This window comes from Rhodobacter sp. CZR27 (genome assembly GCF_002407205.1).
Classification (GTDB): Bacteria; Pseudomonadota; Alphaproteobacteria; order Rhodobacterales; family Rhodobacteraceae; genus Cereibacter_A.
Genome location: NZ_CP023548.1, coordinates 2017406 through 2039699 on the forward strand (window position 1 = coordinate 2017406; position 22294 = coordinate 2039699).

The window sequence follows — 22294 nt, forward strand, 5'->3', positions numbered from 1 at the left end:
CCGCTCCGCCAGGCTTCGGTGATGGCACCCACCCCACGGGGCGTTCCGCTGCGTCCCCTTCGGCAGGGCTGCGGATGGTCCGGCCCCGCGCCATCGGCTCGGCTTGCGGCACGTGCCCGGACTCTGACGTGCCGTCTTGCCGCGCCTCTGGGCGGTCCGCATGCGCGGCAACACGGGATCGAGCCTGCGGCGCAGGGATTCTCGCATCCTCAGGGACAGGATTGTTTTCACCTCGCCGCCATGAAGGCAGACGTACGCGGTTTCCGCCTACCCGCCGGGCAGTTTCAGGATTGCCCGCTTCCCGGGCGCCCCGGGTGGCACAAGGCGCTTCTCAGGCGGGCAGTCCGGTGATCTGCCCGCGCCCGGGTCCGTCTGAGGAGGAAACGGGAATGAACGGAGCGGATACGGCGTGGGTGCTCGTCGCCACGGCGCTGGTGCTGATGATGACCTTGCCGGGGCTGGCACTGTTCTATGGCGGCCTCGTCAGGGCGCGGAACGTGCTGTCGCTCTTCATGCACTGCTTCTCCATCGCGGCCCTGATGAGCGTTCTGTGGCTGCTGCTGGGCTATACCATTGCCTTCGGCGGCCCGGGCAGCTTCTGGGGAGGCATGGCAAAGCTCGGCCTGCTGGGCATCGGGCCCGATGCGCTGACGGGCAGCATTCCCGAGGTGCTGTTCTTCGCCTTCCAGATGACCTTCGCCGTCATCACGCCTGCCCTGATCGTCGGGGCCTTCGTCGAGCGCGTGAACTTCGCCTTCGTGCTGGCCTTCACCGGGCTGTGGATGCTGCTGGTCTATGCGCCCGTGGCGCACTGGATCTGGGGCGGCGGCTTCATGTCCGATGGCGGCCTGTTCGGCGCGACGGGGACGCGGGACTTCGCCGGCGGCATCGTGGTGCACGAGACCGCGGCGCTGGCCGCGCTGCTTCTGGCGGTGATGATCGGCCCGCGCCGGCACCGGACCACGCCGCCGCACAATCCCGGCATGGTGGCGATGGGCGCGGGGCTGCTGTGGGTGGGCTGGTTCGGCTTCAACGGCGGCTCGGCGCTCGCCGCCAACGGCACCGCCGCCATGGCGCTGACCGCGACCCACCTGTCGGCCGCCGGCGCCTCGCTCAGCTGGGCGCTGTGGGAGCGGCTGAAGTACGGCCGGTCCTCGCTGATCGGTCTGGTGACCGGAACCATCGCCGGCCTTGCCTCCGTCACGCCGGCCTCGGGCTACGTCTCGCCGCTGGAGGGGCTGGCCATCGGCCTCGTCGCCGGCATCCTGTGCCACGAGGCGGTGCTGCTCGTGCGCGAGCGCATGGGCATCGACGATACGCTCGACGTCTTCGCGGTCCATGGGGTTGGCGGCATCTTCGGCACCATCATGGTCGCGGTCTTCGGCTACGGCACGTTCCAGGCGCAGCTGGGGGCGCTGGTGCTGGTCGGGATCTACACGCTGGCGGTCAGCTACGGCATCGCGCGGATCGTCGCGCTGGCCTTCCCGATGCGGGTCGACCGCGAGGCGGAAACCAACGGGCTCGACCTCTCGACACATGGCGAGCGGGCCTACGAGATGACCTCCTGAGCCAGGCTGGCGCGCCGGGGCGGGGAAACCCTCCGCCCTCCCCCCGGTCCGCCTTCAGCCGGTTCCGCGCCGCGGGTTCGGCCGTCCGCGGTAGCGCCGCGCGCGGGGGCTCGATGCCCCCGCGCGCGGCTCCTCCCGCCCGGTCCGTCGCTGCCGGCCGGGCGGGGCGTCGGCTCAGGCGGTGGCGGCCGCCGTCACATCCTCCGGCGTGCCGATGGCCCGCGTCGCGGCACCCTTGGCGATCCGCTTGATCATGCCCGACAGCGCCTTGCCGGCCCCGATTTCCCAGAACTCGGTCACGCCCGCGTTCTCCATCCACATCACGCTCTCGCGCCAGCGCACGGCACCGGTGACCTGCGACACCAGCAGGGCGCGGATCCGGTCGGGTTCCGAAACCGCCTCAGCGCGCACGTTCACCACCACCGGGCAGACCGGCGCCTCGATCACCACCGCGGCCAGCGCCTCGGACATCACCGAAGCCGCGTGCTGCATCAGCGAGCAATGGAAGGGTGCGCTGACCGGCAGCATGATCGCCCGCTTGGCCCCGCGCGCCTTGGCCAGTTCCACCGCCCGCTCCACCGCCGCCTTGTGGCCCGACACCACCACCTGCGCCGGATCATTGTCGTTCGCCGCCTGGCACACCTCGCCCTGCGCAGCCTCGTGGGCGACCTCGACCGCCGCCTCGTAGTCCAGCCCCAGCAGCGCCGCCATCGCGCCGATGCCCACCGGCACCGCCTCCTGCATCGCCTGGCCGCGGATGCGCAGCAGCCGTGCCGTGTCCGACAGCTTCAGCGACTTCGCCGCGCAGAGCGCGGAATACTCGCCCAGCGAATGCCCGGCCACGAACGAGGCCGTGGCGATCCCCAGCCCCTCGACCTCCAGCGCCGCCAGCGCCGCCATCGAGGTCGCCATCAGCGCCGGCTGGGCGTTCTGCGTCAGCGTCAGCTCTTCGATCGAGCCGTCCCAGATCAGCGCCGAGAGCTTCTCGCCCAGCGCCTCGTCCACCTCCTCGAAGACCGCGCGGGCTGCCGGATAGGTCTCGGCAAGCGCGCGGCCCATGCCGATCGTCTGGGCACCCTGCCCCGGAAACACGAATGCGCGGCTCATGGATCTGGTCTCCTTCTCTCCTCGACCCGGCCATACCCCGCCAACCGCAGGCGCGCAATCGCCGCCCCTCCTCCTGCGCGCTTCGGCCCCAATCGGCCCGCCGTCGCAGATGGCGGACCACCCGCCCGTCGCCCATGTGCCGGGCGCGCCGCTCCCCCGCGGCTTCGGTCCTGCACGGCGCGGGCCCCGGGTTTGCCACGCTCGGGCGTGGCCCGGATCGGGCATCCGCCCCGACGCGGTGTCCGGCTGGCCCAACCGCCAGGGTTCGAGGGGTTCAGGCCGCAACCCGTGACTCTGCTGCCGACACGAGGGTCGGCCGACTGCGCCCGTCCCGTTCCGGACCGAAGTCGTGGCAGGCTCCCCCTTACGCGCCGAAATGCATCGGACATAATGCTGCCCAGATGGCTGCGTAGAAGCAGGCTGGTTAACCTTTCTGCGGTAGCCATGCGCAGGGACAGCGGCAGCCGGGGCGGCGGATGATCGAGTTCGAGAACGTCAGCAAGTCCTTCTGGACCGGGCAGCAGCGCAAGGTGATCCTCGACCGCGCCTCGTTCCGGGTCGAGCTGGGCAGCGCGCTCGGCATCCTCGCCCCGAACGGGACCGGAAAGACCACGATCATCAACATGATGGCCGGCCTCGAGAAACCGGACGAGGGGCGGATCCTCCGCCGATCGCGGATCTCCTTCCCGCTCGGCTTCATGGGCGGCCTCGTGCAGCGCCACACCGCGACCGAGAATGCCCGCTACATCTCGCGGCTCTACGGGCTCGATCCCGACTATGTCGAAAGCTACTGCCGCTGGATCTGCGGCATCGGCGAGTATTTCGACATGCCGGTGGGGACCTATTCCTCGGGGATGAAGGCCAGATTCGCCTTCGCGCTGATGCTGGCGATCGAGTTCGACATCTACCTGATCGACGAGGGCATGCCCTCGACCACGGATGTGGAGTTCAACCGCAAGGCCGGAAGCCTGCTGCGCGACCGGTTGCGCCGTTCGACGCTGGTGATGGTCTCGCACCAGCCCTCCACGCTCGAGAAATTCTGCCGGTCCGCCGCCGTGCTGCGGAACGGCAGGCTCTACATGTTCGACACCCTCGAGGAAGCGAAGCGGCTTTATGACTATGAAGCTCAAGGCTAGGCGGTTCCGCATCCGGGCCGACGACCAGCCGCCGGTCGAGCCGGCGCCCCCCGCCGCCGGAACCGGTGTCGCGGTCCGCGGCCGCGGAGCGGGTCCCGACGATGCGGCCTGCGAGATCGAGGCGATCCGCAGGGAGGGGCTGACCGGCCGCCAGCTGCGCATGGCGCGCCGCATGGCGCAGAAGCACGGGCTGCCCGCCACCTCGGACTTCGACGCCGTCCGCCTGCTGCGGCACGAGGGGATCGATCCCTTCCAGCGCACGCCGCTTCTGGAACTGGTCGGCGCGCAGGACCCGGCCCCTGCCGAGCCGTCCTCGCGCGTCATAGCCCTGGCAGAGCCGCCGTCCCTGCCCGGGACCGTGCCGCTCGAACTGCCCACGCCCGAGGTCCGCGCGGAATTCGGCCACGCGGCCGAGATCATGCGGATCCAGCAGGACATCGCCCGCCGGCGCCGGCGCAGGCTGGCAATGCTCGGCGCGCGGCTGGCCTTCTTCGTCCTGCTGCCGACGCTTCTTGCGGGCTACTACTATTTCCGCGTGGCCACCCCGCTCTATGCCACGAAGAGCGAATTCGTGATCCAGCAGGCGGAAAGCCCGATCGCGGCGGGCGGGATGGGCGGCCTTCTCTCCACGACCCCCTTCGCGACCGCGCAGGACAGCATGGCGGTGCAAGGCTACCTGCAATCGCGCGAGGCGATGCAGCGTCTGGACAGCGACATCGGGTTCCGGTCGCATTTCGACCGGCCCGGGATCGATCCCATCCAGCGCCTCGACCCCAAGGCCACGGACGAAAGCGTCTATCGGCTTTACTCCGATACCGTGAAGATCGCCTATGACCCGACCGAGGGCATCATCAAGATGGAGGCGCTCGCCACCGACCCGAAGACCTCGGTCGCCTATTCGACGGCGCTGATCTCCTATGCCGAGGAACAGGTGGACCAGCTGACCCAGCGAATGCGCGAGGACCAGATGTCGGGCGCGCGCAAGAGCTATGAGGAGGCCGAGGCGAAGATGCTGGCCGCCCAGCAGCGGGTGGTGAACCTGCAGGAAAAGTTCAAGGTGCTCTCGTCCGATGTCGAGGTGACGCTGATCACCGGGCAGCTGTCGCAGCTGGAATCGCAGCTGACCACGGAACGCCTGTCGCTGCAGCAGATGGAATCGAACCCCCGGCCCAACCTTGCCCGGATGGAGCCGATCCGCCGCCGCATCGCGACGCTGGAGGCCGAGATCGCGGCGGCCCGCGGACGGCTGACCGAGGACGGAAAGGACGGGCTGTCGCTCGCGAAGGTGCAGAGCGAGCTGACAGTCGCACAGTCCGACGTGGCCACGCGGCAGCTGCTGCTTGCCCAGTCGCTCGAGGCGCTCGAGGCCGCGCGGGTCGAGGCCAACCGGCAGACGCGCTATCTGTCGCTGTCGGTGCGGCCCATCGAGCCGGACGAGGCAGCCTATCCCCGCGCCTTCGAGAACACGCTGGTGGTCTTCCTGATCTTCGCGGGGATCTACCTGATGGTGTCGATGACGGTGGCCATCCTGCGCGAGCAGGTCTCGGCCTGACCCAACCCCGATGGCCCGTCCGGTCGCCCCGTGCCTGCCGACCGAAGGCGACCCCTCAGGGGCCACCGCCCTCCAGCTCGTTCATCACCAGCTGGCGCGCCCTGCTGACGCGGCTCTTCACCGTTCCGACCGCGCAGTCGCAGATCCGCGCGGCCTCCTCGTAGCTTTCGCCCAGCATGACGACGAGGATCAGGATCTCGCGGTAATGCGTCGGCAGGCGGTCGATCGCCGCCATCAGTTCCTGCCCCCGCACCGCCCATTCCTGCGAGGGCTGCACCGACATCTCGCCCGAGACGCAGTCGGCCGCGCCCGTGCGCTCGCGCGCGCTGATGCGGATCCGGGTATAGAAGGTGTTGCGCAGGATGGTGAAGAGCCATGCCCGAAGCCGCGTTCCCGCCTGGAACTTGTCGACATTGGCCAGCGCCTTCAGCAGCGTCTCCTGCACGAGGTCGTCGGCATCCGCCTGGTTGCGGCTGAGCGAGCGGGCGTAGGCGCGCAGGGCCGGGATCAGATCGACGACATCGGGAATGATCGATCGGGGAGGGGTCTGGTCCGTCACGGGCGGCTCCTGGCTCTTCTCGGCTCTCACCTTGGGAATTCAACGTCGGTTCGCTGGGGCGGTTCCGCCTTAGCCGTTGCGCTTCCCGCGCGGCCGTCGCAAAACAGAAGCCGGGGCAGGTAGGAACATGACGGGAAAACGCGATCAGGGCACGGGTCAGCCGGTCGGGCAGGACGAGTTGCGCGACCTCGGCGAGGAACTCCTGCGGGCCATCGAGGCAGAGCCGGTGCCGGAACCGATCCTCGAGCTTGCACGGCGCCTTGCCCATGCGCTCGGCGTGAGGAGCGGGGCCGAGCCGGCGGGCCACCCCCCGCACGTCGCCGGCGAGCGCAACGACTCCTGAACATCCGCAGGTCCCGAAGGACAGGCATGCCCTTCGGCGACAGGCGCATCACAGTAGCGCCCCGCAGGTGTCCGCGACAAAAGAAAAGCGGCTCCCGAAGGGAGCCGTCTTTCGCGCAAGCCGGGATGCAGGCAGCGGGCGGGCGCCCGGGCGCGGGCGATCAACTGCAGGATCGCTGCCGCGCCTGCTTGCTGGCGATCCGCCCCAGCAGCACCGCGAAGCGGTCGTCCATCGCTTCAGGCAGCGCCAGATCATAGGCGCGGCGCAGATTGTCCTCGACGTGTCTGTTCACCAGGGCCTCGCCCTGGTCATCCTGCATGTAGGAAAACATTGCCTCGGGTCCGTTTCTTGAGTCTCTCGGCTCACAAGACCCGGGGGTGCGAATTGTTCCGTCCCGCTGCCGCCGGTCGTCGCCGGACGCGGGGACCGCGGATTGCAGGGCGGTTTCGGGCTCCAGCGGATGTTCAGGCTTGCGCACGGCGGGTTCCTCCTGCTGCCGAAGCCCGCTGTCCCGCCGGCCCGCCCCCGATGGGCCCGGCACGCCGATATTCGCCGTTGCGAAAAGTCATTGCATCTGTCCCGGTTTTGCCCCTTGTTCGCGCAGCAACTCGCAATCGGGCAGGAGGTTCCCCTGCGTGATGCGTTTTCTGGCGCGCCGTGCCGGAATGCCGCACAGCCGGAACCTCGCTTCGGGCCCGACGTTGGCAGGGGACTGCTGCCGCAGCGAGGGTTCCATGTCCGGCATCGTCTCCCGCCCCGATCTCGGAGCCTACAACGCGAAACGGGATTTCCGCCGCACGGCGGAGCCCGCGGGACAGGTTCGCGCCGGGACAGGCGGACACGGCTTCGTGGTGCAGAAGCACGCGGCAACCCGGCTGCACTGGGACTTCCGGCTGGAATGGCAGGGCGTCCTGCTCAGCTGGGCTGTCACGCGGGGCCCCTCGGCGGATCCTTCGGCCCGGCGCCTGGCGGTGCGGACCGAGGATCATCCTCTCGATTACGCCGGCTTCGAGGGCACGATCCCCAAGGGCGAATATGGCGGCGGCACGGTGATGCTGTGGGACCGCGGCACGTGGTCCCCTCTTGGCGATGTCGCCGAAGGCCTGCGCGAGGGGCGGCTGAAGTTCGTGCTGCAGGGCGAGCGGATGCGCGGCGCGTGGATGCTCGTCCGCATGAAGCCGCGCAAGGGCGAGCGGTCGGAGTCGTGGCTGCTGATCAAGGAACATGACGACCACGAAAGCGACGAGACCGAGGAGCTCGTGCGCAGCCACCTGACCTCGGTCACCACGGGGCGCAGCATGGAGCAAATCGCCAGCGGGGCGAAGTCGCGCAAGCATCGCTCGCCCCGGGCCGACCCGCCGGCTTTCAGGCCGCTCCAGCTGGCGCGGCTGGTGCCGGCGGCGCCCGAGGGGGACGAGTGGCTGCACGAGACCAAGTTCGACGGCTATCGCTGCCTTGCCGCGCTTGGACAGGGCGCTGTGCGGCTTTACACGCGGACGGGGCTGGACTGGACCGACCGCTTCGGCAGCCTCGTGCCCGACTTCGGCCGACTGAAGCTGCGGTCGGCGCTGATCGACGGCGAGGTGATCGCGCCGGGCGTGGCCTCGGGCGGCTTTTCGGATCTTCAGGCGCGGCTGAAGACGGGGCTTCCGCTGGCATTCATTGCCTTCGACCTGCTGGAACTGGACGGAGCCGACCTCGCGCCACGGCCGCTTCTTGAGCGCAAGGAGCGGCTGGAACGGCTGATCGGCGCGGGCGTTGGCGCGATCCGCTTCTCGACCCACATTCTCGGCCACGGTGAGGAGGTTCACCGCCGCATGTGCGAGGCCGCGCAGGAGGGCATCGTCTCGAAGCGCGCCTCCTCGCCCTACTCGGGCAGCCGCAACGGCGACTGGCTGAAGGTCAAGTGCGGCCTCAGGCAGGAATTCGTGATCTGTGGCTGGACCCCCTCGACCAAGCCCGGCCGTCCCTTTGCCTCGCTGGTGATGGGCAGCTTCGAGGCTGGCCGCCTCGTGCATCGCGGCAACGTGGGCACCGGCTTCGGCGCGGAAGTCTTCCGTCGGCTGATGCCGCTTCTGAAGGCGCGGGCGCAGCGCGCAAGCCCGTTCCGTCCGGTCCCGGCCGAGGCGAAGGGCGCGCGCTGGGTGCGGCCCGATCTGGTGGCCGAGGTGAAACTGGCGGAACTGACCGCGGATGGCCGGATCCGGCACGGCGTCTTCGTCGGCCTGCGCGAGGACAAGCCCGCGCCCGAGGTACATCTGGAACGGCCGGAGACGGAGGAGACCATGGCGCAGCCGAGCGACGAGGTCCGCGTGGCGGGCGTGCGGATCAGCCATCCGGAGCGGCGGATCTTCGACCGCCCGCCTGTCACCAAGCTCGAGGTGGCGCAGCATTACGAGGCCTTGGCCCCGCGCATCCTGCCCTTCCTGAAGGATCGGCCGGTGTCGCTGCTGCGCTGCCCGGACGGTGCGGGCGGCGAGTGCTTCTTCCAGAAGCACCGCACCAAGGGCATGCCCGAAGCCATCCGCACCGTCACGGTCGATACGAAGGACGGCCCGGAGGAGTTCGTGACCCTGCCCGATGCAGCGGCCCTGGTGGCCGCGGCGCAGATGGGCGCGATCGAGTTCCACATCTGGGGCTCGCGCAATCGCGCGCTCGACCGGCCCGACCGCATGGTCTTCGACCTCGACCCGGACGAGGGGCTGGGCTTCGACCGCGTGCGCGCCGCGGCCGAGGAGCTGCGCGAGCGGCTGGAGGCGCTTGGCCTGCCCTCCGTCCCGATGCTCTCGGGCGGCAAGGGTATCCACGTCATCGTGCCGCTGAAGCCGAAGGCCGCCTGGGACAGCGTGAAGCTCTTCTCGCGGGCGCTGGCCACCATCCTCGCAGACGAGGCGCCGGAACGCTACACCGCGACCATGTCGAAGGCCGAGCGCAAGGGGCGGATCTTCATCGACTGGCTGCGCAACGACCGCGGCGCGACCGCCGTGGCGCCTTATGGCCTGCGTGCGCGGCCCGGGGCGACGGTGGCCGTGCCGCTGACATGGGAGGAACTCGGCCAGGCACGTTCGGCCGGGGACTGGGACATCCGGTCGGTGCGCGACCGGCTGACCCTGCCCTGTCCGCTGGCCGAGGGGGGACGGAAGGCGGTCACGCTGGGCCCGGCGGTGCTTCGCCGGCTCGAGCGGCATGTGGCGGCCGCCGGAAAGGAGGAAGGATGAGGGATGTGGAGGACGAGACCCTGGAGGGGCGGCTGATCGCCCAGCGCAAGGTCATCGCGCGGCTGGTGGCGCTGGCCGGCGACGAGGCGCTGCGCGCCTGGCTGGAGGAACGCAGCGTGATGCAGGACCAGCAGGAGGACCCCGGCGCGGTGCCTTCGCCCGGCGTCGGCATCGAGGTCGCCATCGCCGAGGAGATCCGCCACATCCGCGACGAGGCCGAGCGGCACCGCCCCGGGTGACTTCCGGTTGCGAACGCAGGCGAGGTCGGCGGTCTGGACATGTCGGCGACCATGGCGCGGCCCGGCCTCGACACGCGCGGGATCAGTTCCCGTCGCAGCAGCCTTCGGGCCGCAGGTCACGCGGGATCAGGCGGGTGATGAAGGTCGGTGCGAGTTCCGGCCTGCCGGCCGCGACACGCGCGCGGGGTCAGGTCGTCGGCGCAGGGCGGGTGGCGGCGGCGGTGAGGCCGCGACACGCGCACGGGGTCAGGACGTGCCGGCCCCCTCGCCGTCCTGCAGCCGCAGGCCGCTCGGGTCCTCGACCGGGACGATGACGAAGCCCAGGACGCTCTCCTCGGCCGCCAGCGCGTCCGACAGGCGGTCCAGCTTTTCCATGCCGTGGGTGAAGATCGCGGTGGACAGGACCAGCGTGCCGGAGGGTCGGCTCAGGCTGCGGCTGACGGCGCGCACGCTCAGCCCCTCGCGGCGCAGCAGGTGGCAGAGCGCGGCCGCGCCGAAGCCCGAGCCGTCCCTGACCGTGACGCGCAGGCGGATCTCGGTGCGGATCGGAAGCAGCGCGAAGATCAGCCGCAGCGCGACCAGCACGATCAGCGTGGCGGCGGTGCCGGCGACCGCCAGCCAATACATGCCGATCCCATAGACGATGCCCAGCGCCGAGACGATCCAGAGCGAGGCGGCGGTGGTCAGCCCGTGGACCGAGGCGCCCTCGCGGAAGATGACCCCGGCGCCGAGGAAGCCGATCCCGGTCAGGATGCCATGGGCCATCCGCGACGGGTCGGCGACGATCTGCGTCTCGGGCAGGAAGTTGACCGTCCATTCCCCCTGCCGTGCCGCGGCAAGCGTCAGGATCGTGGCGCCGAAGCACACGAGCGCATGGGTGCGCAGTCCGGCGGGCTTGCCGCGCACCTCGCGGTCCAGGCCGATCAGAAGGCCGGTCACGAGGCTGCTCAGCATCGGCAGCGCGATGTCCTGGGCCAGAAATCCGTGGAAAAGGCCGGTCATGATCCTCGACGCCGAGCAGGTCGACTGCCAACGCAGGCCCCGGCCGGATCGTTCCGCGATGTCCGGCGCAAGCCGGCTTCGCGGCGGGACGCGATGCCCTGGGAACAATGGCCGGCTTCGGACATTGCCGCGCCAACCCCGGAAGGAGAGTCCGCATGACCCCCGCCGATCCCGCCCCGCCCGCTGACGAACGACCGCTTGTGCTGGTGGTGGAGGACGACCTGATCCTCGGCATGACGCTGGTGGACGATCTCGAGGAGGCGGGCTTTGCCGTCGCGGGTCCTGCCCGCAGCGTGGCCGAGGCCATCCGCCTTCTTGCGCACCAGCGTCCGCAGGCAGCGCTCCTCGACATCGACCTGCGGGGCGAGACCTCTTTTCCCGTTGCCCGGGCGCTTCAGGCTCAGTCGGTGCCCTTCGCCTTCGTGTCCGGCAATCCGCCGTCGTCGCTGCCGCCCGAGTTCGAGACGGCGATGCTGCTGGAGAAGCCGGTCAGCCCGCTGCTGCTCGCGACGGCGCTTGAAAAACTGATGCAGGGCTGAGGCCCGCCCGAGGCGCTCACTGCGCGCGATCCTCGTCCTGCCAGCCCGCGCGGGGCTCCGTCGGCTCGGGACGGCGCGCAGGATGCGGCGGGCGTGGCCTCGACGCCTCGCCCTGGCTCAGCACCGCCGCCAGAACCCGCAGCGGCGCCGAGCGGTGCAGGTCATGGCCCGAGTCCGCGATCTCGAGCAGGTCGAGGTCGGGCACGACGGCCTTCAGCCACGGCAGAAGCGCGCCGTGTGGCGCGATGCGGTCCGAGCCGCCCGTAACCGCCAGGACCGGGCAGCCCACCTGCGGCAGTCGCTGCATCGCGGTATCGAGCGAGCGCAACTCCGCCCGCGTCGCGGCCAGCGCCTGATCCCGAAGCAGATGCTGCAATGGCCCGTCCCGCAGAAGCGGCGGCGGCGCGTCCGGCGCGATCAGCGAGGCCAGCGCCTGCGCACCCGGCAGCGGCATGAGATGCGGCAGCAGCCGCCGGCGCAGGAGCGGCCCGATCCCTGGCATCGCCAGCAGCCCGAGCACCGGGACAGGCCCGCGCGGCGCACGGCAGAGCGGCGCAAGCAGCGTCACCGCGCGGACCTTGCCGGGATGGGTGGCCGCCAGCCAGAGCGCCTGCCCCGCCGCCAGGGAATGCGCGACGACCTGGACCGGCGCCAGCCCGAGGACATCGATCAGGTCCGCCAGCCAGTCAGCCGCGGCGCGTGGGCCGGCGTCCGGGATGGGCTCCGTGTAGCCATAGCCCGGGCGGTCGGGGGCGATCCAGCGGATGCCCTCGACCGGCGGCAGCGAGCCGAGGATCTCCTCGCCCAGACTGCCGCAGCCGTGCAGCAGCAGAACCGGGCGCCCCTCGCCGATCGAGTGCAAGTGCACGAAGCGGCCGCGCAGCCGAAGCGCCCTGCCGATCCGGAGCTTGCGGTCAGGAGTCGGGTCAGGGCGCACGGTCACCCTCCCCTGGCGTCGCAGCATGCCGCGCCTGCGGCCGAGACCGTGCCGACCCGGGCTCCAAGCGCTGCAGGGGGACCCTGCCGGCGTCGGGACCTTCCGAACGGCCGGAGCCGCCGACTGCGGAGCTTTCGGGAATCGTGGCAACGGCACGCCGTCCGCTTCCGCCGGATCGGTGCCGTCCCGGGCGGGACAGGCGGGGCGGTCTGGCGACCCTTGCGGGCTGCATCGCGGGGCTCCTCTGCGGGGGGCGCGAATGGACGGGCGGCTGGTCCAGGGCAATCCGGACCTTGCCCGGGTCATGCAGGCACGGCGCCGGCAGTTGCACGATGGCCCTGCGGAGGGTCCGCAGGGCCGGTCACTCGCACCCGGGCGAGGGTCGCCCGTTACCGGAACTTCGCCTCAGCGCAGGCCGAGGAAAGAAAGGATCGCGATCACGATGACCACGAGGCCCACGATGTAGATGATGCTGTTCACTGGTCGCTCCTTGTTGCTCTGCTGCGGGGCACTGTCAGACGGGAATGGTCGGCGGGATGCCGGGACCGTCGCCGGGAAGATCGGTTCCGCCCGGCGGCATGTCCGGACTCTCGCCCGGTGCGGGCAGCGGACCCGGCGTCACGTCCGGGGCCGGCCCTTCCGCGGGCAGGGGAGTCTGGCCCGGCACGGGCCGGGAAACAGGTGACGTCATGCGATATCCTCTGCGGCTGGCGGGGGCGACGGGGCCGCCTTCCCCCTCGGTCCGACAATGCGGAGCCTCCACGGCTGGTTCCCTTTGCCACCGGACCCCGGCGCCGCGCCGGCCGAACGGCCCCCCGTAGCCGGATGCCGCGATGCCCGGCGCGCACCGGTCCCGGGCGGCCTCACCCCGCGTCAACTTGCTGGAACATTCACCGCGAGCGCCCGTTCAATGGGCCGTCTGAGGACGGGAAGCCGACTGGTTTCCCTGACGCTCGATGGAGGAGACACATGGCACAATCGAGGTTCGAAGGCCGCCAGCGCGGCTGGAACGACGAAGACCGCGGCTATGCGGGCGACAGGTTCCGCGAGGAGCGCGACGAGGGCTATCGGTCCCGCGACGAGAGCCGCCAGTCGCAACGCTATGGCGGGCGGGATGATCGGGATCGCTACCGCGACCGCTCCGAGTCCCGTTATCAGGATCGCGGCCCCGACGATTACGGCGCGCTCGGCTCGGATTACGACCGCTGGCAGGAGGGCCGCGGCGGCCAGCGCGGCGGCTACGGCATGGAGGGCTCCGGCGGCTACGGTTTCGGCGGCCAGGACCAGCGTCAGGACCGCTCCCGCAGCGATTACGGCTCGGGCTATGGCCGTGGCGAGTACGGATCGGGGTTCGGCCGGAGCGAGAACTGGTCGGCCGGAGGAGGCCGCGACCAGGGCCCGGACGCCGGCTTCACCCGCGGCGGCGACTATGGCGGCGATGCCGGACGCTCGTGGAGCGAAGGATCCCGGTTCGGCTCGGACAGGGATCGCTTCGGCCAGGGCTATGGCCAGGGCAACCGAGGTTACGGCCAAGGCTACGGCGAGCGGCGCGGCAGCGGCGACTATGGCGGCGAGCGCGGCTTCATGGAGCGGGCCGCCGACGAGGTGATGTCGTGGATGGGTGACGAGGATGCCTCGCGCCGGCGCGAGGCCGATCACCGGGGCAAGGGTCCGCGCGGCTACCAGCGCTCGGACGAGCGCATCCGCGACGAGGTGAACGACCGCCTCAGCGATGACTGGCGGGTCGATGCCTCGGACATCGAGGTGTCGATCTCGAACGGCGAGATCACGCTGAGCGGCGAGGTCGCCTCGAAGATGGAGAAGCGTCGCGCCGAGGATTGCGCGGATTCCGTCTCGGGTGTGCGGCATGTGCAGAACAACCTGCGTGTGCGCGACCCCGCCAGCCGGTCCGCCTCGGGCCAGACCGGTGAGTCCGCCTTCGGCAGCCCCGTGTCAGGCAGCTCGGCCTCGGGCGTGACGGGGACGGGTGCGGGAACGCGCCAGGCGTCCGGCATGGGCCAGACGGCCTCCGGCTCCGCGACGGGCGGCACGGGATCGTCGGCCACGGGATCGGGCCTGTCCGGCAGCGGAACCTCGGGCACCGGATCGCGCGACACGCAGGCCTGACCCGACCGGGCAGGCGGATGCGGCCCGGCCAGATCGGCCGGGCCGCTTTCCATTCGGCCCTTCAGCATCAGCAAGAGAGGACGAACCATGACGACATTCAGAACAGGACTGATGGCGGGCGTCTCCGCCCTGCTGGCCACCGTTTCATCGGCCCAGACCACCACCTCCCAAGGCACGACGATGGGACAGGACTGGGAGGCGCCGGTGGTCGACACCTTCTTCAATCCCGGCGGCTCGTTGACCCTGCGCACCGAGGCCGAGATCCGTGAAAGCTGGGCCTCGCTGGGCGAGGCGCAGAAGCAGAAGGTGCGCGACGACTGCGCCTCCTTCGGCACCGCGGACGGCGCGGCAGCGGCGCCCTCGGGCGCGGGCGGCGCGACATCCACCGGCTCGTCCGGCGGAGCCTCGCCCTCTCCCGGCGTGCCGGAGGCGACCGATACCGGCGGTGCCGCAAGTCCGACGGGGCAGCCCACCGGCGACAGCGCGGCGCATGCGGCGGATGACACGACGGGCGATCCCGACACGAAGGTGAGCAACGTGGGCGAGAGCGACGCCACCACGGCCGACATGGGCACCTCGGCCGGGCCGGGCACCTCGGATGAGCGCGTGACGGCGGCCGAGCAGGCGCAGGCCGGCGGCCCGGACGCGGAAGGCACCGGGGCCACGACCAATCCCGATGCCGGCATGGCCACCACCGGCAGCGGCGAGGGCACCTATCAGGGCACCTCGACCTCGGCGGCCGGGGCCACGGGCGCCAACCAGGGCGAACGCCGCTTCGATTCCGCCTCGGTCTCGCTGACCTCGTGGACGCAGATCTGCCAGATGGTCGAGAAGCTCTGACACCTGCAACCCGCCCGCGCAGATCTCCAGCGGCAGGCCGGACGGCCTGCCGTTTCTTTTGGCATAGGCCGCCCGATATGAAAAAACTCCCGCCGGGGGACCAGGCGGGAGTTGAGTCGTTCGAAGGACCTCGGCGACATGGCGGATGTGGGAACGCCGCCGCCGATGGCATTCCAACAGGCCGGAGGCCCCGAAGTTCCCACGCGAGGCCCAAGAATTGTTCCCTCACGTCGCCGCGATCGGGGACGTATTGGCTGTTTTTTGCCGACGTTCTACCCGGATTTGGGCGGACTTTGGCCGACGAACACCACCACCCCATACACCCCGAGGCCGGGCGAAACCTCGTCCGCTGCGATCCGTTGGCACCTGCAGCAGGCCATTTGGCCCTGTCCAATTGCTTCAGGCGAAAGGATCGCAAGATGAAGAAAATGATTGCCCTCTCGGCCCTTCTGGCTTCGACCACGGCTTTTGCCGCGCTGGCCCAGGATGCCACGACGCCCGGGACGACACCGACGGCGCCGGCCACCGGCACCGATACGGGCACCACGACGACGCCCGCACCGGATGCCACGACGCCCGGCACCATGACCGGCGACGATGCCGCGACGACCACGCCCCCTGCCACCACCGGGACCGGCATGACCGGCACGGATACCGCAGTCGGCGGCGAGGGCATGCAGGTACCCGAGGGCTTCTCGCTCTATGCGGGCGAGCCGATGACGGCCGAAGACCTTCAGGACGCCGACGTATTCTCGATGAACGATGAATCGGTCAGCAACATCTCGGACTTCGTGGTGGCCGAGGATGGCAAGATCGAACAGGTGATCTTCGACGTTGGCGGCTTCCTCGGCATCGGCGCGCGCAACGTGGCCGTGCCGTTCGAGGATCTGAAGATCTACACCAACCAGGATCAGAGCGACGTTCGCGTCTATGTTCCGATGTCGCGCGACGAACTGGAGGCGCTGCCGGAATATACTGCCGTCGAGTGATCGCAGACCGCATCGGGTTCCGATGCAGACCGGCGCGCGGGGAAACCCGCGCGCCGTTTCCGTTGTCACTGGTCGCAGAGCAGCGGCGCCCGCACAGGAACCTTTTCCGGCCCGTCCCGTTGGCGAGACGTTCCGGAGCAGGAGTTCGCCTTGACCGCCATCACCGCCCTCGTCTTCGCCCTCGTCGGTTTCGGCCTTCTGATTCCGGGGGCGTGGCTCCTCCTTCTGGGCGGCAGCTGGTTCCACCTCCTCGCCGGCGCGGCGATCCTGCTGACGGCGGTGCTGATCCTCCGTCGCTCGGCCGCCGCCGTCTGGCTGTATGGGCTGGTGATCCTCGGGGCGCTGGTCTGGGCCGTGCGCGAGGTCGGCTTCGACTGGTGGCAGCTGATCCCGCGGGGCGGCGTGTTCGTGCTGCTCGGGCTCTGGCTCTATCTGCCGCTCATGCGGCGCCGGCTCGTGACCTCCAGCGGCGGGGTCGCGCCGGGGCTGCCGCTCGCCCTGCCCCTGCTGGCCGCCGTCGGCACAGCGCTCTGGTCCTGGACCGCGGACGAAGCCGGCCATCGCGGACGACTGCCGACCGAGGTGGTCAATCCCCAGCCCGACCTTGGCCCCACATCAGGGCCGGAGGACTGGCACCAGTATGGCCGGACCCAGTATGGCCAGCGCTACTCGCCCCTCGACCAGATCACCATGCGGAACGTGGGCGAACTGGTCGAGGTCTGGCAGTATCGCACCGGCGACGTGAAGCTGCCGCAGGACGTGACCGAGACGACCTATCAGGTCACGCCGCTGAAGGTCGGCGACCGGCTGTTCATCTGCACGCCGCACAACCTTGCCATTGCGCTGGACGCCGCCACCGGGGCCGAGCACTGGCGCTTCGATGCAAATTCGGGGCTGAATCCCGACCGGCAGCACCAGACCTGCCGCGGCGTGACCTACTGGCGCGATCCAGCGCGCGAGGTGGGCGCGAGCTGTGCCGAGCGGGTCTATCTGCCCACTGCCGACGCCCGGCTGATCGCTCTGGACGCCGCCACTGGCGAGGTCTGCACCTTCTTCGCCGAGAACGGGACACTGCATCTCGAACACGGCATGCCCTACACGCCGGCCGGCTTCTACTACTCGACCTCGCCCCCCGTGGCGGTCGGCGGGCGGGTGATCATCGGCGGGGCGGTGAATGACAACTTCTCGATCCGGTCGCAATCCGGCGTGATCCGTGCGTTCGACGCCAACAGCGGCGCACTGCTCTGGAACTGGGACAGCGGCAATCCCGACACCACCGCCCCTATCGACTGGATGAACGGCGAGACCTACACCGCGAACTCGCCGAATTCGTGGTCGGTGTTCTCCGTGGACGAGGAGCGCGGCCTTGTCTTCATCCCGCTCGGCAACCAGGTGCCGGATCAGCTTGGCATGGGACGCTCGGCGGCGGTGGAGGCGCATTCCTCCTCGGTCGTGGCGCTCGATGTCGTGACGGGCGCGAAGCGATGGGTGTTCCAGACGGTTCACCACGACCTGTGGGACATGGACGTGCCCGCACAGCCCGTGCTGCTCGACCTGACCATCGGGGGCGAGAGCGTGCCGGCGCTGGTGCAGCCCACCAAGCAGGGCGACATCTATGTGCTGAACCGCGAGACCGGAGAGCCACTGCTGCCGGTGACCGAGGAACCCGCGCCGCAGGAAGGCGGCCTGCCCGAGGAGACCCTAGCGGCAACGCAGCCCACCTCGGCGCTGAGCTTCAAGCCGGCCGCGCTGCGCGAGCGCGACATGTGGGGCCTGACGATCTTCGACCAACTGGTCTGCCGCATCCAGTTCCACCGCCTGTCCTACGACGGGCGCTACACGCCCCCGTCGGTGGGCGGCTCCATCGTGCATCCGGGCAATTTCGGCACCTTCAACTGGGGCTCGGTGGCTGTCGATCCCGAGCGGCAGGTGATGTTCGGCATGCCGACCTATCTGCCGTTCGAGGTTCGCCTGGTGCCGCGCTCCGAGATCCCGCCCCCGGGGGCGGACACCAGGGCCAGCGAGCAGGGCCTGAACCGCAACGAAGGCGCGCCCTACGGCGTGATGATGGGACCGTTCCTCGGGCCACTGCAGGTTCCGTGTTCGGCCCCGCCCTGGGGCTATGTCGCGGGCGCCGACCTGCGCACGGGCAAGATCGCCTGGATGCACCGCAACGGCACGGTGCGCGACATGACCCCGCTGCCCCTGCCCTTCAAGGTCGGCGTTCCGGGCATTGGCGGACCGATCGTGACGAAGGGCGGTGTGGCATTCCTCGCCGCTACCGTCGACAACGAGCTGCGCGCCTATGACCTGACGACGGGCGAGCAGCTCTGGCAGCAGCGGCTGCCGGCGGGTGGGCAGTCGACGCCCATGACCTACATGCTCGACGGGCGGCAGTTCGTGGTCATGGTGGCGGGCGGGCACGGCTCGGTCGGCACGGATCCGGGCGACTACGTGATCGCCTACGCCCTGCCCGAATGATCGCGCCCGGCCCCGGTCACAGGGTGAGGGCCACAAGCACGATCAGCACCACCACCACCACGAGGGCAATGATCGGCCCCAGCCCGCGGCGCTCCTCGTTCCCGGCCAGTTCGCCCACGGTGGTCGGTCGGGCGGGTGCGTTGGTGGTGGCCGCGGGGATGCGGGACTCGTGCTCGCGCGCCATCGCGATCTGCTGGGGCGTCGGCGGGGTGCCTGCCGCCTCGTCATCGGTGCCCAGCGGCGCCGCGGCGGGGTCCATGAAGGGCACCTTGTCGCCCGCACGGCCCCGGTCGATGTCGTGCCTCAGCCGGGCACTGGTGTTGCGGTTGTCCTCGGGCATGTCGCCGTCTCCTTCACCACTAATGGGTGCCAACGGGGCGCAGCCGGCCTTGTTCCCGGGGGAACCTTGCGGCGCGCCCCCGGTTGACTCCCCTTGAGGCGCCGGCATGCCGCCCGGCCGCAAGCAGAGGAGCCGCGCATGTCCGCATCCGAAAACAACCTCGAGAAGCAGAAGCGCCGCCATCGCGGCCCGCTGATCGGGATCATCGTCGTGGTGGTCTTCGCACTGGGGCTGCTGCTCTGGTGGGTGACCTACGAGGTGGCCGAGGGCGAGGCGCCGCGCGGCAGCGACGCGCAGGTCGACGGCCGCACCGGCGAAGTCGAGGACCGGTCGCAGAGCGGCAGCGTCGAGGGCACAAGCCCGGCCGGCGCCGCCAATTCGCCCGCACCGCCCGCCACCGCACCGCCCGCGACCGCCCCGGCCACCCCCGCCCCGGCCAACTGACGCCCAAGGCTGTCGCCGGATCGTCCCTCGCGCAGCGCGAGGGACAGCGGCGCGAATGCGGGAATGTTCGTTTGATCCTGCATTCGCGCATTTGCGAAAATATCCGTTGACAAAACGCCGCAGGTCCGGCTCCTCTTGGCATACGCTGGGAGGAGGCGTGACCGTGGCAGTGCAAGGAACCGGAGTTGCTCCGGTCGATCTCTTCATCATCGGGGGCGGCATCAACGGCTGCGGCATTGCCCGCGACGCCGCCGGGCGCGGTCTGAGCGTGACGCTGGCCGAGATGGGCGATCTGGCGCAGGCGACCTCCTCGGCCTCGACGAAGCTCTTTCACGGCGGGCTGCGCTACCTCGAATATTTCGAGTTCCGTCTGGTGCGCGAGGCGCTCGAGGAACGCGAGACCCTGCTGGCCGCCATGCCGCACATCTCCTGGCCCATGCGCTTCGTGCTGCCCTGGCAGCCCGAGATGCGGTTCGAGAGCGACACGCCGACCTCGCGCATCCTCGGGCGGCTGATGCCGTGGATGAAGGGCCGGCGCCCGGCCTGGCTGATCCGGCTGGCGCTCGAGACCTATGACCGGCTGGGCGGGCGCAGGATCCTGCCGCCGGCCCGCGCCGTGGACCTGACGCGGGACGAGGCCGGCAAGCCGCTGCAACGCCGCTTCACCAAGGGCTGGGAATATTCCGACTGCTGGGTCGAGGACTCCCGCCTCGTGGTGCTGAACGCCCGCGACGCCGAGGCGCGAGGCGCGACCGTGCTGACCCGGACAAGGGTCACCGGCGCCGAGCGGCAGGGCGAACTCTGGCACGTGACGACCGAGAGCCCGGAGGGCGTGCGCGAGCACCAGGCCCGCGCGCTGGTGAACGCGGGTGGCCCCTGGGTCGGGCAGATCGTCCGCCAGACCCTGCACCTGCCCACGACCGAGGACGTGCGCCTCGTGCGCGGCAGCCATATCGTGACCCGCCGGCTCTATGACCACGACCGCTGCTACTTCTTCCAGGGCACGGACGGCCGGATCATCTTCTCCATCCCCTACGAGACCGATTTCACCCTGATCGGCACCACCGACCAGGACCACGACGGCCCGCCCGAGACCGCCCGCTGCACCGAGGCCGAGCAGGATTACCTCTGCGCCTTCGCCTCGCAGTATTTCGAACGCCCCGTCACGCGGGACGACATCGTCTGGACCTACTCGGGGGTTCGGCCGCTCTACAACGACGGGGCCAAGTCGGCGACGGCGGCGACGCGCGACTACGTGCTGTCGCTCGACCGGAACGGGCCGCCGCTGCTCAATGTCTTCGGCGGCAAGATCACCACCTACCGCAGGCTGGCGGAAAGCGCGCTGGCGCGGCTGGCACCGTTCTTCCCGCGGGCGGGCGGCCCCTGGACCGCGGGCGCGCCGCTGCCCGGCGGCGACTTCCCCTGGGACGGCGCGGCGCGGCTTGCCGCCGACCTGCGCCGCGACCATCCCTTCCTGTCCGAACGCTGGGCGATGCGCCTCGTCCGGGCCTACGGGACGGAGGCGCGAAAGATTCTCGGCGAGGCTCGCAAGACGCTTGATCTGGGCCGGGAGTTCGGTGCTACCCTCACCGAGGCCGAGGTTCGGTGGCTGATGGCGCGGGAACATGCGCAGCGGGCGGAAGACGTGGTCTGGCGGCGGAGCAAGCTCGGCCTGCGGATGACGCCCGAGGAGATCGCGGCGCTCGACGACTGGATGGCCGCAGCACGGACCGAAAAGCGAGACCCGGCACAAAGCCGGGCGGCGAAGGGGGGAGAATGACGCTGGAACTCAAGGGGGTCTCGCGCTCGGTCGCGGGGCGGGTGCATCTTCACCCGACCGATCTGGTGCTGGAGGGCGGCACGATGAACGTGCTGCTCGGCCCCACGCTGGCCGGCAAGACCAGCCTGATGCGGGTGATGGCGGGGCTCGATGCGCCCTCCGCCGGCCGGATCTTCTGGAACGGCGCGGACGTCACCGGCCAGCGGGTGCAGGACCGCAAGGTGGCCATGGTCTACCAGCAGTTCATCAACTACCCGTCGATGAGCGTCTACGACAACATCGCCTCGCCGCTGCGGCTTCAGGGACGGTCGAGGGCCGAGGTCGACCGCGAGGTCAAGGCCGTGGCCGAGATGCTGAAGCTGACGCCGATGCTCGGGCGGAAACCGCTGGAGCTGTCGGGCGGCCAGCAGCAGCGCTGCGCGCTCGCCCGCGCGCTGGTCAAGGGCGCGGGCCTCGTGCTGCTCGACGAGCCGCTGGCCAACCTCGACTACAAGCTGCGAGAGGAACTCAGGCTGGAGATCCCCCGGATCTTCGAAGCTTCCGGCGCGATCTTCGTCTATGCCACCACCGAGCCCGAGGAGGCGCTGCTGCTGGGTGGCAACACGGCTACCCTCTGGGAAGGACGGATCACCCAGTTCGGCCCGACGCCGCAGGTCTATCGCCAGCCGGTGGATGCGACCACGGCACGGGTGTTCTCGGACCCGCCGATGAACTTCGTGCCGGTAACGAAGGTCGGCCGCCGCCTGACCTTCGGGCGTCTCGCGGCTGCGCCGGCCGAGGGGCGGCTGGCCGCTCTGGCCGACGGGCACTACCTTGCCGGCTTTCGGGCCAACCACCTGGCGCTGCACCGCCATTCGGGTCAGGCGGTCGAGTTCGCCTGTCGCCTGACGGCCACCGAGATCACCGGCTCCGAGACCTTCCTGCACCTTGCGCACGGCGGCGACGCCTGGGTCGGCCTTGTCTCGGGCGTGCACGACATCGCGCCGGGGTCCGAGGTCTCGGTCTGGCTCGATCCGGCGCATGTCTACCTGTTCGACGAGGCGGGGGCGCTGGTGGCGCCGGCCGCCTATGCACTCGCCGCCTGAGGAGGGGA

At 70.3% G+C, this 22294-nt stretch carries 21 protein-coding genes; 14 read left to right on the forward strand and 7 right to left on the reverse strand.

Translation table 11 applies throughout. The annotated features are described in order from the left end of the window. Positions 1-389: 389 nt before the first annotated feature. On the forward strand, positions 390-1568 hold the full coding sequence (locus tag CK951_RS09805) for an ammonium transporter (RefSeq protein ID WP_096785973.1): 1179 nt from the start codon (positions 390-392) through the stop codon (positions 1566-1568). Positions 1569-1742: 174 nt separating this feature from the next. Here the strand turns inward: CK951_RS09805 and fabD are convergent, their stop codons facing one another. Next, positions 1743-2675 carry an ACP S-malonyltransferase gene (fabD, locus tag CK951_RS09810; RefSeq protein ID WP_096785974.1) on the reverse strand — a complete coding sequence of 311 codons (933 nt, stop codon included), beginning with the start codon at positions 2673-2675 and terminating at the stop codon, positions 1743-1745. A 476-nt stretch (positions 2676-3151) separates the two neighbouring features. On the opposite strand from fabD, the gene CK951_RS09815 reads away from it, so the two are divergent. Together CK951_RS09815 and CK951_RS09820 are read left to right on the forward strand one after the other, a co-directional pair. Next, entirely contained in the window at positions 3152-3811 is a 660-nt protein-coding gene (locus tag CK951_RS09815) for an ABC transporter ATP-binding protein (protein ID WP_096785975.1), read from the forward strand. Further along, entirely contained in the window at positions 3789-5363 is a 1575-nt protein-coding gene (locus CK951_RS09820) for a capsule biosynthesis protein (RefSeq protein WP_096785976.1), read from the forward strand. Before CK951_RS09815 ends, CK951_RS09820 begins: the two co-directional genes overlap by 23 nt. 55 nt (positions 5364-5418) lie before the next feature. On the opposite strand, the gene CK951_RS09825 is transcribed toward CK951_RS09820, so the two are convergent. Further along, positions 5419-5922 carry a sigma-70 family RNA polymerase sigma factor gene (locus CK951_RS09825; protein ID WP_198402336.1) on the reverse strand — a complete coding sequence of 168 codons (504 nt, stop codon included), beginning with the start codon at positions 5920-5922 and terminating at the stop codon, positions 5419-5421. A 127-nt stretch (positions 5923-6049) separates the two neighbouring features. Here CK951_RS09825 and CK951_RS09830 point away from each other — a divergent pair, with 127 nt between their 5' ends. Beyond that, complete coding sequence (locus CK951_RS09830; RefSeq protein ID WP_096785978.1) at positions 6050-6265, forward strand: hypothetical protein; 216 nt, start codon at positions 6050-6052, stop codon at positions 6263-6265. 160 nt (positions 6266-6425) lie between these two features. Here CK951_RS09830 and CK951_RS21010 read toward each other — a convergent pair whose 3' ends face one another. Together CK951_RS21010 and CK951_RS21015 are read right to left on the reverse strand one after the other, a co-directional pair. Then, on the reverse strand, positions 6426-6743 hold the full coding sequence (locus CK951_RS21010) for a hypothetical protein (protein ID WP_157764543.1): 318 nt from the start codon (positions 6741-6743) through the stop codon (positions 6426-6428). Between the two features lie 87 nt (positions 6744-6830). Next, the gene (locus CK951_RS21015) at positions 6831-7001 is read right to left on the reverse strand and encodes a hypothetical protein (RefSeq protein ID WP_157764544.1); all 171 of its coding nucleotides are present in this window, start codon (positions 6999-7001) and stop codon (positions 6831-6833) included. On the opposite strand from CK951_RS21015, the gene ligD reads away from it, so the two are divergent. Both ligD and CK951_RS09840 read left to right on the forward strand, forming a co-directional pair. Beyond that, entirely contained in the window at positions 7000-9483 is a 2484-nt protein-coding gene (gene ligD / locus CK951_RS09835) for a DNA ligase D (protein WP_096785979.1), read from the forward strand. The genes CK951_RS21015 and ligD overlap by 2 nt on opposite strands. Next, entirely contained in the window at positions 9480-9722 is a 243-nt protein-coding gene (locus CK951_RS09840; protein WP_096785980.1) for a hypothetical protein, read from the forward strand. Before ligD ends, CK951_RS09840 begins: the two co-directional genes overlap by 4 nt. A gap of 246 nt (positions 9723-9968) precedes the next feature. Here CK951_RS09840 and CK951_RS09845 read toward each other — a convergent pair whose 3' ends face one another. Then, positions 9969-10724: an MgtC/SapB family protein gene (locus CK951_RS09845; protein WP_232520605.1), complete on the reverse strand. Its 756-nt coding sequence runs from the start codon at positions 10722-10724 to the stop codon at positions 9969-9971. A 155-nt stretch (positions 10725-10879) separates the two neighbouring features. On the opposite strand from CK951_RS09845, the gene CK951_RS09850 reads away from it, so the two are divergent. Beyond that, entirely contained in the window at positions 10880-11263 is a 384-nt protein-coding gene (locus CK951_RS09850; RefSeq protein WP_096785981.1) for a response regulator, read from the forward strand. Positions 11264-11279: 16 nt separating this feature from the next. Here the strand turns inward: CK951_RS09850 and CK951_RS09855 are convergent, their stop codons facing one another. Then, the gene (locus CK951_RS09855) at positions 11280-12200 is read right to left on the reverse strand and encodes an alpha/beta fold hydrolase (RefSeq protein ID WP_157764545.1); all 921 of its coding nucleotides are present in this window, start codon (positions 12198-12200) and stop codon (positions 11280-11282) included. A 969-nt stretch (positions 12201-13169) separates the two neighbouring features. Between CK951_RS09855 and CK951_RS09860 the strand changes: the two genes are divergently transcribed. The 4 genes from CK951_RS09860 (at position 13170) to CK951_RS09875 (ending at position 18637) form a co-directional block, all read left to right on the forward strand. After that, positions 13170-14327, forward strand: coding sequence for a BON domain-containing protein (locus CK951_RS09860; protein WP_096785983.1), 1158 nt, complete (start codon positions 13170-13172; stop codon positions 14325-14327). Between the two features lie 87 nt (positions 14328-14414). Then, positions 14415-15167, forward strand: coding sequence for a hypothetical protein (locus tag CK951_RS09865; protein ID WP_096785984.1), 753 nt, complete (start codon positions 14415-14417; stop codon positions 15165-15167). 419 nt (positions 15168-15586) lie between these two features. After that, the gene (locus tag CK951_RS09870) at positions 15587-16156 is read left to right on the forward strand and encodes a PRC-barrel domain-containing protein (protein WP_096785985.1); all 570 of its coding nucleotides are present in this window, start codon (positions 15587-15589) and stop codon (positions 16154-16156) included. 150 nt (positions 16157-16306) lie between these two features. After that, positions 16307-18637 (forward strand): glucose/quinate/shikimate family membrane-bound PQQ-dependent dehydrogenase, encoded by a 2331-nt coding sequence (locus tag CK951_RS09875; RefSeq protein WP_096785986.1) that lies wholly within the window; start codon positions 16307-16309, stop codon positions 18635-18637. Positions 18638-18653: 16 nt separating this feature from the next. Here the strand turns inward: CK951_RS09875 and CK951_RS09880 are convergent, their stop codons facing one another. Next, complete coding sequence (locus CK951_RS09880) at positions 18654-18977, reverse strand: hypothetical protein (protein ID WP_096785987.1); 324 nt, start codon at positions 18975-18977, stop codon at positions 18654-18656. A 138-nt stretch (positions 18978-19115) separates the two neighbouring features. Here CK951_RS09880 and CK951_RS09885 point away from each other — a divergent pair, with 138 nt between their 5' ends. From CK951_RS09885 to CK951_RS09895, 3 genes are all read left to right on the forward strand, one after another. Next, positions 19116-19421, forward strand: a complete 306-nt coding sequence (locus CK951_RS09885) for a hypothetical protein (RefSeq protein ID WP_096785988.1) — start codon at positions 19116-19118, stop codon at positions 19419-19421. A 163-nt stretch (positions 19422-19584) separates the two neighbouring features. Then, entirely contained in the window at positions 19585-21201 is a 1617-nt protein-coding gene (gene glpD / locus CK951_RS09890; RefSeq protein ID WP_096787219.1) for a glycerol-3-phosphate dehydrogenase, read from the forward strand. After that, entirely contained in the window at positions 21198-22286 is a 1089-nt protein-coding gene (locus CK951_RS09895; RefSeq protein WP_096785989.1) for an ABC transporter ATP-binding protein, read from the forward strand. The genes glpD and CK951_RS09895 overlap by 4 nt, the downstream gene beginning before the upstream one ends. Positions 22287-22294 lie beyond the last annotated feature (8 nt).